The sequence below is a fragment of the Murinocardiopsis flavida genome (assembly GCF_003014485.1).
GTDB classification, from domain to species: domain Bacteria; phylum Actinomycetota; class Actinomycetes; order Streptosporangiales; family Streptosporangiaceae; genus Murinocardiopsis; species Murinocardiopsis flavida.
Genome location: NZ_PYGA01000002.1, coordinates 161,217 through 175,549 on the forward strand (window position 1 = coordinate 161,217; position 14,333 = coordinate 175,549).

Sequence of the window (14,333 nt, forward strand, 5' to 3'; positions counted from 1 at the left end):
GCGAGCCCCGCCTGTGCGGTACTCACACGGCAAGGTGATCGCGCGACTGCTGGAGGAGAGCACGAGGCAGTTCGCGACCGTGTATTTTGACCGTTGTTCTGGGCCGCACCACGAAGTACCCGGCGGGGCGCGGGATCCTCCTGGCGTTACCCGAAGAGCTACCGGCCGTGAGGAGCTCAGCCGAGCGGGACGATCTGTTGTTGATGATGGCGGAACTCGTACCGGTGGGGACCAAGACCTTCACCGACCCCCGGCTCTGCGCGGCCATCGTCGACCGGCTCACCTCCAACGGCGCCACCATCCAGACCGGCACCGACTCCTACCGCCTCGCCCACACCAAAGCCCAGGCCGAACGCGCCGACGCCGGCGGCGTGGGTGCCTGAAGGACTGGTTGAAAAGGGACTCACAGACGATCGGGCTCGCAGAGGATGCCCGGGCCTGAAGAGTGACAGCATCCTCAGGGCTGCCGAAAAATGGATCGTCAGGGCAGGCTAAGCCTCCTACCGTTCCGCCATGCAGATCATTGTGACGCTGGACTGTGTCGACACCGAAGCGCAAGCCGACTTCTGGCTTGCCGCGCTCGCTCCGCTGGACTACCAGCGCGGCTTCCACGGACCTCCCTACCTGAGCCTGGTCGGGCCCACTCCTGCACCGACCCTCCTCCTGCACCACGTCCCAGAACCAAAACAGGGCAAGAACCGCATGCACCTTGATCTCGACTTTGGCACCGCGGACCTGATGCCCGAGGTCAATCGCCTCGAACAGCTGGGCGCTACGAGACTCTCTGAAGAACTCAGCGAACACGGCTTTCGCTGGATCGTCGTTGCCGACCCGGAGGGCAACGAGTTCTGCGTATTCGATCCCCCGAACAGCACCGACACTGCACAGTAGTTACGGCCAGGCCGAGGCCCCACCTCTGGCCTGGCCCGCCGAACTGCGAGCGGACGGCGAAGGGATGGACGGGCCAACGGGTCGATGTCACCGCGGACAGCACCGCCAAGACGATCACCTGGGAGCGGCTTGCGACCATCCCGCTCGGCGGCCAGTAAGCGAGCGGGCCGGACCACCTTGGGTTGTCCGGCCCGCTTCGTGTGGGTCACTGAAGCGGCAGATTGCCCTCCCGGATCATCCGGCGCAGGCTCGTCCGGGACGCCGCGAAATCGTCCTCCAGTGTCGCAACCTGACGCTGGAGCGCGGCAGGCTCCGCTCGTGCGTCGTCCCGCTCACCGGTCAGTCGCTGCGCGGCCTCGGTCAGCTCGTCAACCCGCACCACCAGGTCCGAGTTGCCGAGCCGGTCGAGTTGATGGCCGAGGCGACGCTGCAATGCCGCCTTGAGCTGGTCGCGATCCTGACGCAGTGCGCGGACCTCAGCCCGCGCCAGTTCAAGGTCGGTCTTCAGGCTGGTGGCGCTCGCGGAGAGACCGGCCGCCCGATCGCGCGCGGGCTTCAGGACCTGCTGCGTGCGAGCCTTGCGCTGCGACGCGCGGCCGGGTCGCACCGCGCGCGGCGATCGCTCTCCAGGCGATGCGGGCGCCCGTCAGCCGCGCCACCGCCAAAAGGTCTGTGTTGCAAACCCGAGCCTTGGAACGTACTCTGGCCGCAGCATAAGGTTTGCACCGCAGACTTAAGGAGCGTGCAATGCATGTATCGCCGACCGCCGACCAGATCCGGCGCATGTCCGCCGTCGCGGCCAACTACAACGGGCTCCAAGGGCTGACCATGGTCCCGGTGAGCCTCTGGATGTTCGCCTACGGGGCCGCCGTCCTCTTCTCCCCCGCTGCAATGCTCTGGGTGGCGGCGGCTTTGGTGGTCGTGATCGGCGCCTCGGTACTGATCGCGAGGGCCTACCGCCACCGGTTCGGCCGGGTGCGCCAGGGCGGCTTCGCCGTCCACGCCGCAACCGTCATCACGGCGCTGGTCGCGTTCATCCTCGCCGCACTCGTGCTCAACCTCATCGGATGGAAGGCGGGCGGCGGGCAGGGGAACCCGATATGGCCCTTCGGAATCCAGTTCGCGCTCGTCATCGCGATCGCGTTCTTCCTGCCGCCGGTGCTTCGCGGCCGCACCCTCGACATGTCAATCAGCCGACACTGGCAGGTGATGTGCGCACTGCTGGTCCTCGTCTCGCTGGTGCCGCTGGGACTGCTCACCGGCGGGATGGTCCACCCCCTGAACGTCACTTACGAGATCGGCATGGCCTCGAACTTCTGGACCATGGGCGTCTGCTTCCTCATCGGCGGGCTCTGCGACCACCGCCTCCTGATGAACAGCCTCGGCGCCGCGCCGACCGGGGAACGGTAATGGCGACACCGTCCGAGGAACTGGCCGAGATGGACCGCGTCATCCACGAACCGGCGCGGCTCGCCCTGACCACCGCACTGCTGTCCTGCGACGGCGCCGACTTCCTATTCCTGCAGAAGCTCATCGGACTGACCAAGGGCAACCTCTCCAGCCACCTGAACAAGCTACAGACCGCCGGGATCGTTGCCATCACCAAGTCCGGTGCCGGCCGCACCGCGCGGACCTGGGTCGCCCTGACCGACGAGGGGCGCGCGGCGACCGCCCGCCACTGGAAGCGCCTGGACCAGCTCAAACATCTCGCGGAGAACGGACTGCCCGACCAGGCCCCATACGAGGAGTGAGGGGTGCCACCGGGGCCCGATGCCAGGCTCGGACCATGACGCTGCTGCTGACCCGCTCCCAGATCGTCACCCTCCTCGACACGGACGCGTCGACTACCGCGACACCGGCGACGTCCGCGCCGACCTGCGCGAGCAGTTCGTCCGCTCCAGTGCCGCACTGCTGAGCCCCGAGATCTGGCCCGTCTACCGCGCCGTGATCATTGCGGCTCAGGACGACGACGCGCTGCGCGAGCGGCTCAATCAGCAGTTCCTCGCCGTGATTGAGAAGCGCACCCTGGACCGCCTCACCAGCGCCCAGCGTGCCGGCGAACTCATCGCGGACACCGATCTCACCTACTCCGCCGAGATACTGTGCGGAGCTCTCTACTACCGGGGGCTGCTATCCACCCGCCCCATCGACGAAGCGGCGATCGACGGCCTGCTCGACATGTTCATGGCCGCCTACTCCGCATCCCCGTGACTCCTCGCGATCTGGGGTCGATCCCGGTCTGGTCTTGAACGCCGTCGTGCTCTGGACGCCCCTTTACATCATCGACGCCGCGGTCGCCCTGATCAGAGCCGAGACCCACGAGATCCGGGACGAGGACACCGCCCGCCTGTCCCCCCTCAAGCACCGCAACCGCGACGTACTCCGCTCGGCCGGCCATCGGTACTCACCAGCTTCGCGACGGCGGCACCGGTCAGGCAGACGAGAGCGCCGGTGGCGTCGCGGCGGTCGGGCGGGAAGCGGTCCAGACGGCCACGCCTGCGAAGCGATCTGGATCACATGCTGTCACAGGGATCGATCACGCGGTGTCTTGTGCCCGAACCGCTCGAAACGAGGGAGACATCATGGCCGAGAACACCAATCTGCTTGTGATCGGCGGCGGATACGCCGGCGTCATGGCGGCCAATCGACTGACGCAGCGCGACGACGTGACCGTGACCCTGATCAACCCGCGTGCGACCTTTGTCCATCGCGTCCGCCTGCACCAACTGGTGGGCGGATCCGACGGCGCGGTCGTGGACTACCGGGAGGTCCTGGCCGAGGGCGTCCGGCTGGTGGTCGACACCGTGGCGCGAATCGACGCGGCCGACCGCAGCGTTGCGCTGGCGTCGGGCGGCACGGTGGGTTACGACTACCTGGTCTACGCGGTGGGCAGCGGCAGCGCCGACCCGCGTGTGCCCGGAGCGGGCGAGTTCGCTTACCCGATCGCCACCCTGGAGGATGCGGAGCGGCTGCCGCCGGTCCTCGACTCCGCGCCCATGACGGCCGCGGTGACGGTGGTCGGAGCCGGGCCCACCGGCATCGAGACCGCCGCCGAACTGGCCGAGCAGGGCCGTACCGTCACCCTGGTCTGCGGCGGCGTGCTCGGCCCGTACCTCCACACCCGGGGCCGGCGTTCGGTGGCCGGGCGGCTTGCGGCACTCGGAGTGACCGTGCTCGACGGCTCCGACGCCAAGGTGGCGGCGGTGACCCGCGATGCCGTGCGGCTCGCCGACGGCCGCGAGTTGCCGAGCCAGGTGACCATCTGGACCGCCGGCTTCGCAGTGCCGGACCTGGCCGCGCGCAGCGGGCTGAGCACCGACGCCCTGGGCCGGCTGCTCACTGACGAGACGCTGACGAGCGTGGACGACGACCGCATCATCGCGGCCGGGGACTCGGCGGCGCCGTCGGGCCTGGCGCTGCGGATGAGCTGCCAGGCCGCGATTCCTCTGGGCGCGCGCGCCGCCGACACGGTGCTCAGCCTGATCGCGGGCGAGCAGCCCGAGACCCTCAACCAGTCGTTCGGAGCGCAGTGCATCAGCCTGGGCCGACGCACCGGCATCTTCCAGTTCGGCAACCGGTCCGATGTCGCGGTGTGGTTCCACATCGACGGCCGCCTCGGCGCGAAGATGAAGGAGGTCGTGTGCAACGGCATCGTGAAACACCTGGCCGATGAGACGCACAAGCCCGGCGGATACAGCCTGCACCGCGTGAAAGGAGGCACCGGGCGCCAGGAGGCGCTGGAGGCCAAGCGCGGGAGGGCCCCGGCCACTGCGCAACGGGCCGCCTAGCCGGGTGCTCGTGGTCGATCCGGTCCGCTCCGACCGCAACGGATCCGGAGTGCATACCGTGCGGCGACGCCCACACCGCGGGCGCCGCTGCACGCATGCGCTCTTCAGAGGCTCTTTCCGCCCAGATCATGAACAACTTGGCGTTCCAGAGCCGTTTGCCGGGTGGGGTCCCACTTACGACCGCACCGAACAGGTGGGCCGGACCGAACAGCCGCCAACGATAGGGACCTTTTCGTGGATGCGCACTTGAAGGCATTCGGCAACCAGGTCCGGCAGCGAACGAGAAAGTTTGAGATATGAGCGACCACGCCGCCGACCCGGCGACCGAGGCCTTCGTCGCCCACCGCAACCTCCTCTTCACCGTCGCCTACGAGATGCTCGGATCGGCGTCCGACGCCGAGGACGTCCTCCAGGAGACCTGGCTCCGGTGGTTCAAGGTCGAACTGGAGCAGGTGCTCGACCAGCGCGCCTACCTGGTCCGGATCACGACCCGGCAGGCACTCAACCGGCTGCGCACCCTAAAGCGCCGCAAGGAGGCCTACGTCGGCTCCTGGCTGCCCGAGCCGCTGCTCACCGCACCTGCCGTGTCCGACGACGTGGAGCTCGCCGAGAGCGTGTCGATGGCGATGATGCTCGTCCTGGAGACGCTGTCGCCGACCGAGCGCGCCGTCTTCGTCCTGCGCGAGGTCTTCGATATCGGCTACGACGAGATCGCCGCCGCCGTCGACAAGAGCCCTGCCGCCGTCCGCCAGATCGCGCACCGCGCCCGTCGGCACGTCGAAGCCCGCCGTCCTCGCCAGGCGGTCTCCCCGAGCCAGACCCGGATGGCCCTGGAGTCGTTCCAGCGCGCATTCGAAACCGGTGATCTTCAGGGCCTACTCGACGTCCTCGCCCCTGAGGTCGTCTACATGGGCGACGGCGGCGGCGTCAAGCACGCTGCGGTGCGGCCGGTCATCGGTGCCGACAAGGTGGCCCACCTCTTCGCCGGCATGACCGGTAGGGCCGGAAACGCGGTCGTAACCCTCGGCCCCACCGTCGTCAACGGCAGCCCGGCACTCCTCGTACACCTGGACGGCGAGATCGACGGCGTCATCGCGATCCATGCTGAGGACGCCCGCATCACCGGCCTCTACTACGTCCGCAACCCGGAGAAACTGTCCCGTGTCGAATCCGAGACCCCGCTCACCCTGCGATGAAGACCGGCGGTGGAATCGCCACTTGGAGTCAGGTGCGGCGCTGAACCCCGTACGGTCCACCTCGCGTGTCACGCTCCTCCCCTTGTCCGTGGCCGAGTAGGCGCCGAACAGAAGTCCCCGTCCGAACTATCCGGGAGAGTCATGACAAATAGGTTCACCGAGTTGGCAGTTGACTGTCACGATCCGGAGAGGCTCGCGGCCTTCTGGTGCGAGGTGCTGGGCTTCAAGGTGATCGACCGGAGCGAGGGCAAGGTCGAGATCGGCTCCTGGGTGCCGACCGTCGAGGATGTTCGGGCCCTTCAGATGCCGCCCACCCTGCTGTTCATCCAGGTGCCCGAGGACAAGACGGTGAAGAACCGCCTTCACCTCGACGTCAGCCCGATCGGCGGCAGCACCGAGGCCGAGGTGACCAGACTGCTCGGCCTCGGCGCCACCAAGACGGATGTGGGCCAGGGCTCAGACCGAAACTGGGTCAAGGTGACTCCACCGCGGCGTTCGGGAGCGGACGGGCGGCGAACACGACGAGATCGCGAGGGCATGTACTGACAGGTGTCTGCCTCGGGCAGGCGCTTGCCGCGATGCACGGAAAGCGTAGAAATCACCCGAAACCCGGACTTCTCATCCGATGGTTCCCTCCGCCGGCGTCGCGCCCGCGATCCGGGGTCTGAGATGACCGCCGGTCCGGCGGACGGCGGATCCGGGCCGCGGTTCCATGCCATATCGCCCGCGCCTGGAGTGCGGCACCAGGCGGCGGGACCGCTCCCCCACTCGTCTGCATCAGTCAGCATCTGGCTGAGCATCCACCGGTACCAACGCGTACGAACGCGCACAGCGGCCCGGGAGCAGACCGTGGGACCGTCGCGGACTAGGCTCCGCTCATGGCCGCCTCCCCCGTCCGGTGGAAGCGGTGGGGACTCCGGGTCCTCGCCGCGCTCGCCGTCGTGCTCCTCATCGCCGCAGCCCTCGCCACCTTCACCGTCCGCCAATCATTCCCGCAGGTCAATGGGGAGATCAAGCTCCCGGGACTGGACAACGAGGCCACCGTCTACCGCGACGCCAACGGCATCCCCCAGATCTACGCCGACACCCCCGGCGACCTCTTCCAGGCCCAGGGATACGTCCACGCCCAGGACCGGTTCTGGCAGATGGACGTCAACCGGCACACCACAGCGGGGCGGCTCGCGGAGATGTTCGGGCCGGGGCAGGTCGACACCGACGCGTGGCTGCGCACGATGGGCTGGCGGCGGGTCGCCGAGCAGGAGTACGACCTGCTCGCCGCGGACACCCAGGCGAACCTGGACTCCTACGCCGACGGGGTGAACGCCTACCTCAAGGGGAAGGAGGGCGGCGAGGTGAGCCTGGAGTACGCGGTGCTCGGGTTGACGGGGTCGGGGCCCGGGCCCATCGAGGAGTGGACGGCGGTCGACAGCCTCGCCTGGCTGAAGGCCATGGCCTGGGACCTGCGCGGGAACATGTCCGACGAGATCGACCGCGCCGGCCTGCTGTCGCGCGGCCTGAGCCGGGAGCAGGTCGAGGAGCTGTACCCGGACTACCCGGAGGACGAGCACGCGCCGATCGTCCCCGGGGGCTCGGTCGAGGACGGGGAGTTCGTCCCCGGCAGCGCCGCCGACGGTGCCGCCGACGCCCCCGCACCGGACGCGGGCGGTGCGGCCACGGACAGCGGCACGGGCGGCGGCACGAAGGGCCCCGGCGACCAGGGCGGCACCGCCGATAAGTCCGACGAGGACGGCGAGCCAGACAAGGACGACAAGGCCGACAGGGGCGAACAGGCCGACAAGCACGACAAGGGCGACGACGCCCGTGCTCCCCTGCCGCCCCGCGCCGCCGGGGCCGCCGTTGGCGCGGTCGGCGAGGGCCTCGCCGACCTGCCCGCCTCCTTGGGCGAGGCATCACCCGACCTGGGGTCCAACTCCTGGGTGGTCTCCGGCGAGCACACCGAGAGCGGCGGCCCACTGCTCGCCAACGACCCGCACCTGGGCCCCGCGATTCCATCGGTCTGGTACCAGACCGGGCTGCACTGCACGACGGTGGACGAGTCCTGCCCCTACGACGTCAGCGGGTACACCTTCCCCGGCCTGCCCGGCGTGGTGATCGGCCGCAACGCCGACGTCGCGTGGGGGTTCACCAACCTCGGCCCCGATGTCACCGACCTCTACCTGGAGCGCATCGAGGGCGACTCCGCCGTGGTCGACGGCGAGAAGGAGCCGCTGGAGACGCGCACCGAGACCATCGAGGTCGCGGGCGAGGACCCGGTGGAGATCACGGTGCGCAGCACCCGGCACGGCCCCCTGATGTCCGACGCCGCGCTCGGCGGCGACCTGCGCAGGTTCGGCGCCAAGGCCAACGTCGACGGAAAGGGTGCGCAGGTAGACACCGCACGGGACGCGCACTACGGCGTCTCGCTCGCGTGGACGGCGTTGGAGCCCGGCCGCACCGCCGACGCCGTCTTCCGGCTGAACCGCGCCACCGGCTACGCGGACTTCCGCGCGGCCGCCCGCACCTTCGAGGTCCCCGCGCAGAACCTGGTCTACGCCGACACCGACGGGTCCATCGCCTACCAGGCGCCGGGCCGGATCCCCGTCCGCGCCAAGGGCGACGGGCGCTGGCCGGCGCCCGGCTGGGACTCCGACTACGACTGGGACGGCTTCATCCCCTTCAAGGAGCTGCCCGCGGTGCGCGACCCGGAGCGGGGCTACATCGTCACCGCCAACCAGGCCGCCGTCGGCGCCGACTACCCCCACATGCTCACCTCCGACTGGGACTACGGCTACCGCTCCCAGCGCATCGACGACCTCCTCGCGGACGCCATCGCCGACGGCCCCGTGACGGTGGCCGACATGGGCCGCATCCAGATGGACAACGCCAACGCGGGCGCCCGCGCGCTGGTGCCGCACCTGCTCGACACGCCCGTCGGCGACCGTCTGGGCGGCCGGGTCGCCGAGGCGCGGGACCTCCTCGCCGACTGGGACTTTCGGCAGGACGCCGGGTCGGCCCCCGCCGCGTTCTACAACGCGACGTGGCGGCACCTGCTGCCGCTGCTCTTCGACGAACTGGGCGAGAACACGAGCATGGACGGGTCGTCGCGGGGCTTCCTCGTGGTCGCGGGGCTGCTGGAGGACCCCGACTCGCCCTGGTGGGACGGTGCCGAGGCGAGCGGGCCCGACCACGTCCTCGCGCTGGCGATGGAGCGCGCCGCGGAGGAGCTGGCCGAGGAGCACGGCGGCGACCCCGCCGACTGGCGCTGGGGCGAGTTGCACACGTTCACCCCCACGCACCAGACGCTGGGCACGTCGGGGATCGGGCCGGTGGAATGGCTGTTCAACGGCGACACCGTCCCCTCGGCCGGCGGTTCCAGCACCGTCAACGCCACGGGCTGGAAGGTCGACAAGGGCTACGAGGTGGACTGGGTGCCGTCGATGCGGATGGTGCTGGACCTGGGCGAGCCGGCGGACTCGCGCTGGGTCGACCTCACCGGCGCCTCAGGGCACGCGTTCCACCCGGCCTACGGCGACCAGACCGAGCTGTGGCAGCGCGGCGCAACCCTGCCCATGCCCTTCGGCAGGGCGTCGGTGCGCGCCGCCGCCGAGGACGAGCTGACCCTGCACCCCTGATCAGCGCCCCTGCCGACACGCGGGGCCGGACGCAGTGGGAGACTCCTGCGTGGCCGCGCACCAGCACGCGTTCGGGGCCATGCGGAACGCCGCGCCGCCTCCGCACGTCGGTAGAAGCGACACCGTGAAGGGAGCGGCTCGCGTGACCATTGTCGAGTTCCTCAATGCGCGCCTGGTCGAGGACGAGCAGAGCGCGCAGTGGGCGTTGTCGGCGACGGCGACGCCGGCCCGGTTGGCCAGCGAGATCCTGGCCAAGCGCCGGGTCATCGAGGGCTACAACGCGGCGTACCGCGAATGCACCCGTGCGCTGGAGGAGGCGGCGCGCGTGGCGGGCCGCCGCAGGGGCGCCGAGCACGCCGCGCAGCCGCCCGTGACCGACGGCCCGCTCTCGGCGCTGTGGGCGTGGCGCGAGGCCCTCAAGCACATCGCGGCGGTGTACAGGGACCACCCCGACTACGACAGCGCCTGGCGCGCCTGACCGGCCGCCGGGGTACCGGCCCGGACTCCGGCCGAGAGGACGTGCCACGGCGGTCGCGGGCCCCGCTGCGCGATCACCGCGAAGCGGCGCAATGGGTGCGTGCGCAGCGGCCTCGCAGCCCCGCCCTGTCCCTTATGGGCCACAGTGAGCCGCTCCCGGCCCCGCCGCGCGGGGTCACGACGAGGACTTCGCGATGCTCCAGCCGCCGTCGACCGGGATGCTCGCCCCCGTGACATAGGAGGCCCCCTCCGAGGCGAGGAACGCGATCACCTCGGCGACCTCCTCCGGCCGGCCGAATCGCGCCGCTGCCGTCTGCGCGGCGCTCAGCTCCCGGTCGCGCTCGCTCACCTCGGCCCATGCCGCGGTCTCGATGGGGCCGGGCAGGACGCAGTTGACGCGGATCCGCGGCCCGTACTCCACGGCGAGCTGGCGGGTGAGCGCGGTCAGCCCGCCCTTGGTGGCGGCGTAGGCGGGGCGGCCGGGCAGCCCGAAGTTCGCGTGCACCGAGGACGTGAAGACGATGCTGCCCCGCTGCCCTTGGAGGTCGGCCAGGCACGCCTTGACGCCGAGGAAGGCCCCGGTGAGGTTGACGCCGAGCTGCCGGTTCCAGGAGTCCAGGCTCATCTGCCCCGCCGGGGCGATGTCGACCGTGTAGGCGTTGCCGACCAGCACGGCGATCGGCCCGAACTCGTCGTTGGCGCGCGCGGCGGCCCGCTCCCAGGTCGCCTCCTGGGCGACGTCGCCGCGCACGGCCAGCGCGCGGCCGCCGTGTGCGCGGATGTCCTCGGCGACGGCATCGAGCCCCTGCGCGACGTCGATCAGCACCACCGGGGTGCCGTCGGCGGCGAGCCTGCGGGCGGTCGCCGCGCCGATCCCCGCAGCGGCACCCGTGACGATCGCGGCCCCTGCGGCCCGGCCCTCGTCGTCCATCGGCCCTCCCTGCTCCTCGTTCGGCGGCGCGACACAGTTGGCGTGGCGGCCCCCGGAGTGCCCGCCGGGCCACCCCGGCCCGGCGGCGCCGACGGCCGTTGCGGCGGCAGCATACCCGCGCCCCTGCGGCCGCCCCGCAGCCGGTGCGGGGCACCGCCGCCGCACGCGGCGGACGCCGGGCGGCCCGAATCAGCCGCCCGTGCTCTCGCGGGCGACCAGGGTGTGGCCCACCAGGACCTCGCGCGGTTCGGCCGGCGGGACCTCGCCGCTCTCGATGCGTTCGAGCAGCAGGGCGACGGCCCGCCCCGCGAGCGCGTCCTTGTCGGGGGCGATGGTGCTCAGCGTGGGGATGCTGTAGTGGCCGGCGTCGACGTCGTCGAAGCCGAGCACCGCGATGTCGCCGGGCGCCCGCAGGCCGGCCTCGTGGACGGCGCGCAGCGCGCCGAGCGCCAGGTGGTCGTTGAAGCAGAGCAGGCCGTCGGGCGGTTCGGCGCGGCCGTCGAGCAGCTCGCGGGTGAGGGCCAGGCCGTCGCTGCCGTAGAACGCGCGCGCCGGGCGGATCAGCTCGTGCCGCACCGGGAGCCCGGCGGCCTCGATCTCCGCGCAGTAGCCGCGTGTCCGCAGGTGGGATGTTCCGAGGGGTTCGTCGGTGTTGCCGCCGATCGCGGCGATGCGGCGGCAGCCGAGGTCGAGCAGGTGGCGGGTCGCCTCGCGGGCCGCGGCGATGTTGTCGATGGCGACGTGGTCGTGCAGGCCGGGGACGGTGCGCTCGCCGAGCAGCACGACGGGTTGCCGGGCGGAGTGCCTGCGCAGGTCGTCGGGGGTGGTCGCCAGCGGGCTGAAGATGAGGCCGTCGGCGAAGTCGGCGTCGAATCCGGCGAGGGCGGCGAGCTCGCGCTCGCGCCGCGCCTCGGTCTGGTGGATGAGCACGGTGTGTCCGCGGTCCTCGGCCTTCTTGATGATGAGCTGGGCGATGAGCGCGAAGTACTCCTGGTCGAGCTCCGGGACGGCCAGCGCGATGATGCCGGAGCGGCCGCGCCGCAGGTGGCGGCCCGCGAGGTTGACGCGGTAGCCGAGTTCGCCGATGGCGGCCTCGACCGCCGCCCTGGTGTGCGCCGTGACGTGCGGATAGTCGTTGAGGACGTTGGAGACGGTCTTCTCCGATACCCCTGCCAGCCGTGCGACGTCCTTGATCCGCGGCCTACTCGCCAAACTGCGCCTCCTCAGCCAGCGTCAGTCTAGGTCGTGTTCCGGCAGCCCTTCCCCATCGCGCCCCGGGCCCGGGAGCGTGGGTGCGCGCGGTCGGCCGGGCCGCGCCGGTGTCCCCGAAACCGTCTTTACATCGATGTAAATCCGTGTTGCGATAAGGACGGCGCGGCTCCGGTGCACCGGGGCCGCGCGACTGCCGTCATCCCTTCCCACGCACGCAGGAGTCGCCCTGTGCCATCGCCGATCGACGCGCCCCGCGCCGAGTATCCGCGCCCGCAGTTCGCCCGCCCCGACTGGCTCTGCCTGAACGGCCGCTGGGACTTCGAGATCGACCGGGCCGACAGCGGGCTTGAGCGCGGCCTGCTCGACACGCCGCTCTCCGGCGAGATCACCGTCCCCTTCTGTCCCGAGTCCGAGCTCTCCGGCATCGGCGACGTCGACTTCATGGAGACCGTCTGGTACCGCCGCGAGGTGGAGATCCCGGCCGCGTGGTCGGACCGCCGGGTGCTGCTGCACTTCCAAGCGGTCGACTACGACGCCACCGTGTGGGTCAACGGCGTCGAGGTCGCCCGCCACCGCGGCGGCTTCACCCCGTTCAGCGCCGACCTCGGCGGCGCCGCGGCGGCCGGCGAACGCGCCGTGATCACGGTCCGCGCGCGCGACCCCAAGCGCGGCCCCCAGGCGCGCGGCAAGCAGGCCACCTTCTACGCCAACACGAGCTGCTTCTACACGCGCACGACCGGGATCTGGCAGAGCGTGTGGCTCGAACCGGTCGCGGACGTGCACCTGCGGCGCCCGCGCATCACCCCCGACCTCGCGGCGGGGGCGTTCGAGCTGACCCTGCCGCTGTCGGCGGGCGCGCCCGGGCACCGGGTGCGCGCGGTGCTGTCGGACGGCGAGGGCGCGGTGGCGAGCGCGGAGGCCCCGGCAGACCGCGACCTGGCGCCGCGCGTGACCCTGCCTATTCCCGCCGAGCGCGTGCGCGCGTGGTCGCCCGACGACCCGCACCTCTACGGGCTGCGGCTGGAGCTGCTGGGCCCCGACGGCGCCGTTGTCGACGCCGCCGACTCCTACGCCGGGCTGCGCTCGGTGACCATCGAGGGCAACGCGGTCCTGATCAACGGAGAGCGCATCTTCCAGCGCCTCGTCCTCGACCAGGGCTTCTACCCGGACGGGATCATGACGGCCCCCAGCGAGGAGGCGCTGGTCGCCGACATCACCCTGGCGCAGCGGGCCGGGTTCAACGGCGCGCGGCTGCACCAGAAGGTGTTCGAGGAGCGCTACCTCTACCACGCCGACCGGCTCGGCTACCTGGTGTGGGGCGAGTTCGCGGACTGGGGGTGCCAGGTGGGCGGGCGCTCCAACGCCGACAACCAGCAGCCCGACCCGTCCTACATCGGGCAGTGGCTGGAGGCGGTGGAGCGCGACTACTCGCACCCCTCGATCGTGGGCTGGTGCCCGCTGAACGAGACCTACCAGGACCTGCACGACCGCACCACGGTGCTCGACGACGTCACCCGCGCCATGTTCCTGGCGACCAAGGCGTTCGACACCACCCGGCCGGTGATCGACGCGTCGGGCTACTCGCACCGGGTCGCCGAGACCGACGTGTACGACTCGCACAACTACGAGCAGGACCCGGCGGCCTTCGCCGCCGCCATGGCGGGGCTCGCCGATGGGACGCCCTACACGAACACGAGTGAGCAGGGCCGCCCGTGGTCGGTGGCGTATCGGGGCCAGCCCTACTTCTGTAGCGAGTTCGGCGGCATCTGGTGGAAGCCCGGCGCGGCCGACCCGGAGTCCTGGGGCTACGGCGAGCGGCCGGCGTCCGAGGAGGAGTTCTACAAGCGCTTCGAGGGGCTGGTCACGGCACTGCTGGAGAACCCGGACATGTTCGGCTACTGCTACACGCAGCTGACCGACGTGTTCCAGGAGACGAACGGCATCTACTGGTTCGACCGGACGGACAAGGTCGACGTCGACCGGATCGCCGCGATCCAGCGGCGCACGGCGGCGTTCGAGCGCGTCGGAAAGCGGCACGGCTGATCACAGACAGCAACTTCGGTCACCCATGACAGCGATCTGATCAACTTCGTTCAGCAAAGTCTTTACAAGTGATCTACATCGATGTAAAAAATGGGGAGTCGGAGTAACGGGGGTCACATCTTCCGCGCTCACGCGCTGGAACCGTCCGATGTGGCCCCCACTG

The 14,333-nt window shown here is 70.7% G+C and carries 14 protein-coding genes; 11 read left to right on the forward strand and 3 right to left on the reverse strand.

What is annotated here, in order from left to right; genetic code table 11:
- Positions 1–167 precede the first annotated feature (167 nt).
- Both CLV63_RS03425 and CLV63_RS03430 read left to right on the forward strand, forming a co-directional pair.
- The gene (locus tag CLV63_RS03425; RefSeq protein WP_211301170.1) at positions 168–383 is read left to right on the forward strand and encodes a hypothetical protein; all 216 of its coding nucleotides are present in this window, start codon (positions 168–170) and stop codon (positions 381–383) included.
- A 130-nt stretch (positions 384–513) separates the two neighbouring features.
- The gene (locus CLV63_RS03430) at positions 514–891 is read left to right on the forward strand and encodes a VOC family protein (RefSeq protein WP_106581397.1); all 378 of its coding nucleotides are present in this window, start codon (positions 514–516) and stop codon (positions 889–891) included.
- Positions 892–1,096: 205 nt separating this feature from the next.
- On the opposite strand, the gene CLV63_RS03435 is transcribed toward CLV63_RS03430, so the two are convergent.
- Positions 1,097–1,498, reverse strand: a complete 402-nt coding sequence (locus tag CLV63_RS03435) for a hypothetical protein (protein ID WP_106581398.1) — start codon at positions 1,496–1,498, stop codon at positions 1,097–1,099.
- Between the two features lie 140 nt (positions 1,499–1,638).
- On the opposite strand from CLV63_RS03435, the gene CLV63_RS03440 reads away from it, so the two are divergent.
- From CLV63_RS03440 to CLV63_RS03475, 8 genes are all read left to right on the forward strand, one after another.
- Positions 1,639–2,301, forward strand: a complete 663-nt coding sequence (locus CLV63_RS03440; RefSeq protein WP_106581399.1) for a hypothetical protein — start codon at positions 1,639–1,641, stop codon at positions 2,299–2,301.
- Complete coding sequence (locus tag CLV63_RS03445; protein WP_106581400.1) at positions 2,301–2,642, forward strand: transcriptional regulator; 342 nt, start codon at positions 2,301–2,303, stop codon at positions 2,640–2,642. Before CLV63_RS03440 ends, CLV63_RS03445 begins: the two co-directional genes overlap by 1 nt.
- 19 nt (positions 2,643–2,661) lie before the next feature.
- A complete protein-coding gene (locus CLV63_RS03450) occupies positions 2,662–3,102 on the forward strand; it encodes a TetR-like C-terminal domain-containing protein (protein ID WP_106581401.1) in 441 nt (146 codons plus the stop codon).
- Positions 3,103–3,473: 371 nt separating this feature from the next.
- The gene (locus CLV63_RS03455) at positions 3,474–4,679 is read left to right on the forward strand and encodes an NAD(P)/FAD-dependent oxidoreductase (protein WP_106581402.1); all 1,206 of its coding nucleotides are present in this window, start codon (positions 3,474–3,476) and stop codon (positions 4,677–4,679) included.
- A gap of 296 nt (positions 4,680–4,975) precedes the next feature.
- Positions 4,976–5,875, forward strand: coding sequence for an RNA polymerase sigma-70 factor (locus tag CLV63_RS03460; protein ID WP_106581403.1), 900 nt, complete (start codon positions 4,976–4,978; stop codon positions 5,873–5,875).
- A 141-nt stretch (positions 5,876–6,016) separates the two neighbouring features.
- On the forward strand, positions 6,017–6,421 hold the full coding sequence (locus CLV63_RS03465) for a VOC family protein (protein ID WP_211301137.1): 405 nt from the start codon (positions 6,017–6,019) through the stop codon (positions 6,419–6,421).
- A 332-nt stretch (positions 6,422–6,753) separates the two neighbouring features.
- The gene (locus tag CLV63_RS03470) at positions 6,754–9,507 is read left to right on the forward strand and encodes a penicillin acylase family protein (RefSeq protein ID WP_106581404.1); all 2,754 of its coding nucleotides are present in this window, start codon (positions 6,754–6,756) and stop codon (positions 9,505–9,507) included.
- A gap of 142 nt (positions 9,508–9,649) precedes the next feature.
- Positions 9,650–9,985, forward strand: coding sequence for a DUF6221 family protein (locus CLV63_RS03475; protein ID WP_106581405.1), 336 nt, complete (start codon positions 9,650–9,652; stop codon positions 9,983–9,985).
- A gap of 174 nt (positions 9,986–10,159) precedes the next feature.
- Here CLV63_RS03475 and CLV63_RS03480 read toward each other — a convergent pair whose 3' ends face one another.
- Together CLV63_RS03480 and CLV63_RS03485 are read right to left on the reverse strand one after the other, a co-directional pair.
- On the reverse strand, positions 10,160–10,915 hold the full coding sequence (locus CLV63_RS03480) for an SDR family NAD(P)-dependent oxidoreductase (RefSeq protein ID WP_106581406.1): 756 nt from the start codon (positions 10,913–10,915) through the stop codon (positions 10,160–10,162).
- A 189-nt stretch (positions 10,916–11,104) separates the two neighbouring features.
- Positions 11,105–12,127: a LacI family DNA-binding transcriptional regulator gene (locus CLV63_RS03485; protein ID WP_106581407.1), complete on the reverse strand. Its 1,023-nt coding sequence runs from the start codon at positions 12,125–12,127 to the stop codon at positions 11,105–11,107.
- Positions 12,128–12,355: 228 nt separating this feature from the next.
- On the opposite strand from CLV63_RS03485, the gene CLV63_RS03490 reads away from it, so the two are divergent.
- The gene (locus CLV63_RS03490; protein ID WP_245928548.1) at positions 12,356–14,170 is read left to right on the forward strand and encodes a glycoside hydrolase family 2 protein; all 1,815 of its coding nucleotides are present in this window, start codon (positions 12,356–12,358) and stop codon (positions 14,168–14,170) included.
- Positions 14,171–14,333: the final 163 nt, after the last annotated feature.

Excerpts from the sequence above, each read along its gene's own strand:
- CLV63_RS03445 (WP_106581400.1), top strand. The coding sequence starts at position 2,301 with ATGGCGACACCGTCCGAGGAACTGGCCGAGATGGACCGCGTCATCCAC.
- CLV63_RS03470 (WP_106581404.1), top strand. The coding sequence starts at position 6,754 with ATGGCCGCCTCCCCCGTCCGGTGGAAGCGGTGGGGACTCCGGGTCCTC.
- CLV63_RS03450 (WP_106581401.1), top strand. The coding sequence starts at position 2,662 with ATGCCAGGCTCGGACCATGACGCTGCTGCTGACCCGCTCCCAGATCGT.
- CLV63_RS03480 (WP_106581406.1), bottom strand. The coding sequence starts at position 10,915 with ATGGACGACGAGGGCCGGGCCGCAGGGGCCGCGATCGTCACGGGTGCC.
- CLV63_RS03460 (WP_106581403.1), top strand. The coding sequence starts at position 4,976 with ATGAGCGACCACGCCGCCGACCCGGCGACCGAGGCCTTCGTCGCCCAC.
- CLV63_RS03465 (WP_211301137.1), top strand. The coding sequence starts at position 6,017 with ATGACAAATAGGTTCACCGAGTTGGCAGTTGACTGTCACGATCCGGAG.
- CLV63_RS03440 (WP_106581399.1), top strand. The coding sequence starts at position 1,639 with ATGCATGTATCGCCGACCGCCGACCAGATCCGGCGCATGTCCGCCGTC.
- CLV63_RS03455 (WP_106581402.1), top strand. The coding sequence starts at position 3,474 with ATGGCCGAGAACACCAATCTGCTTGTGATCGGCGGCGGATACGCCGGC.
- CLV63_RS03430 (WP_106581397.1), top strand. The coding sequence starts at position 514 with ATGCAGATCATTGTGACGCTGGACTGTGTCGACACCGAAGCGCAAGCC.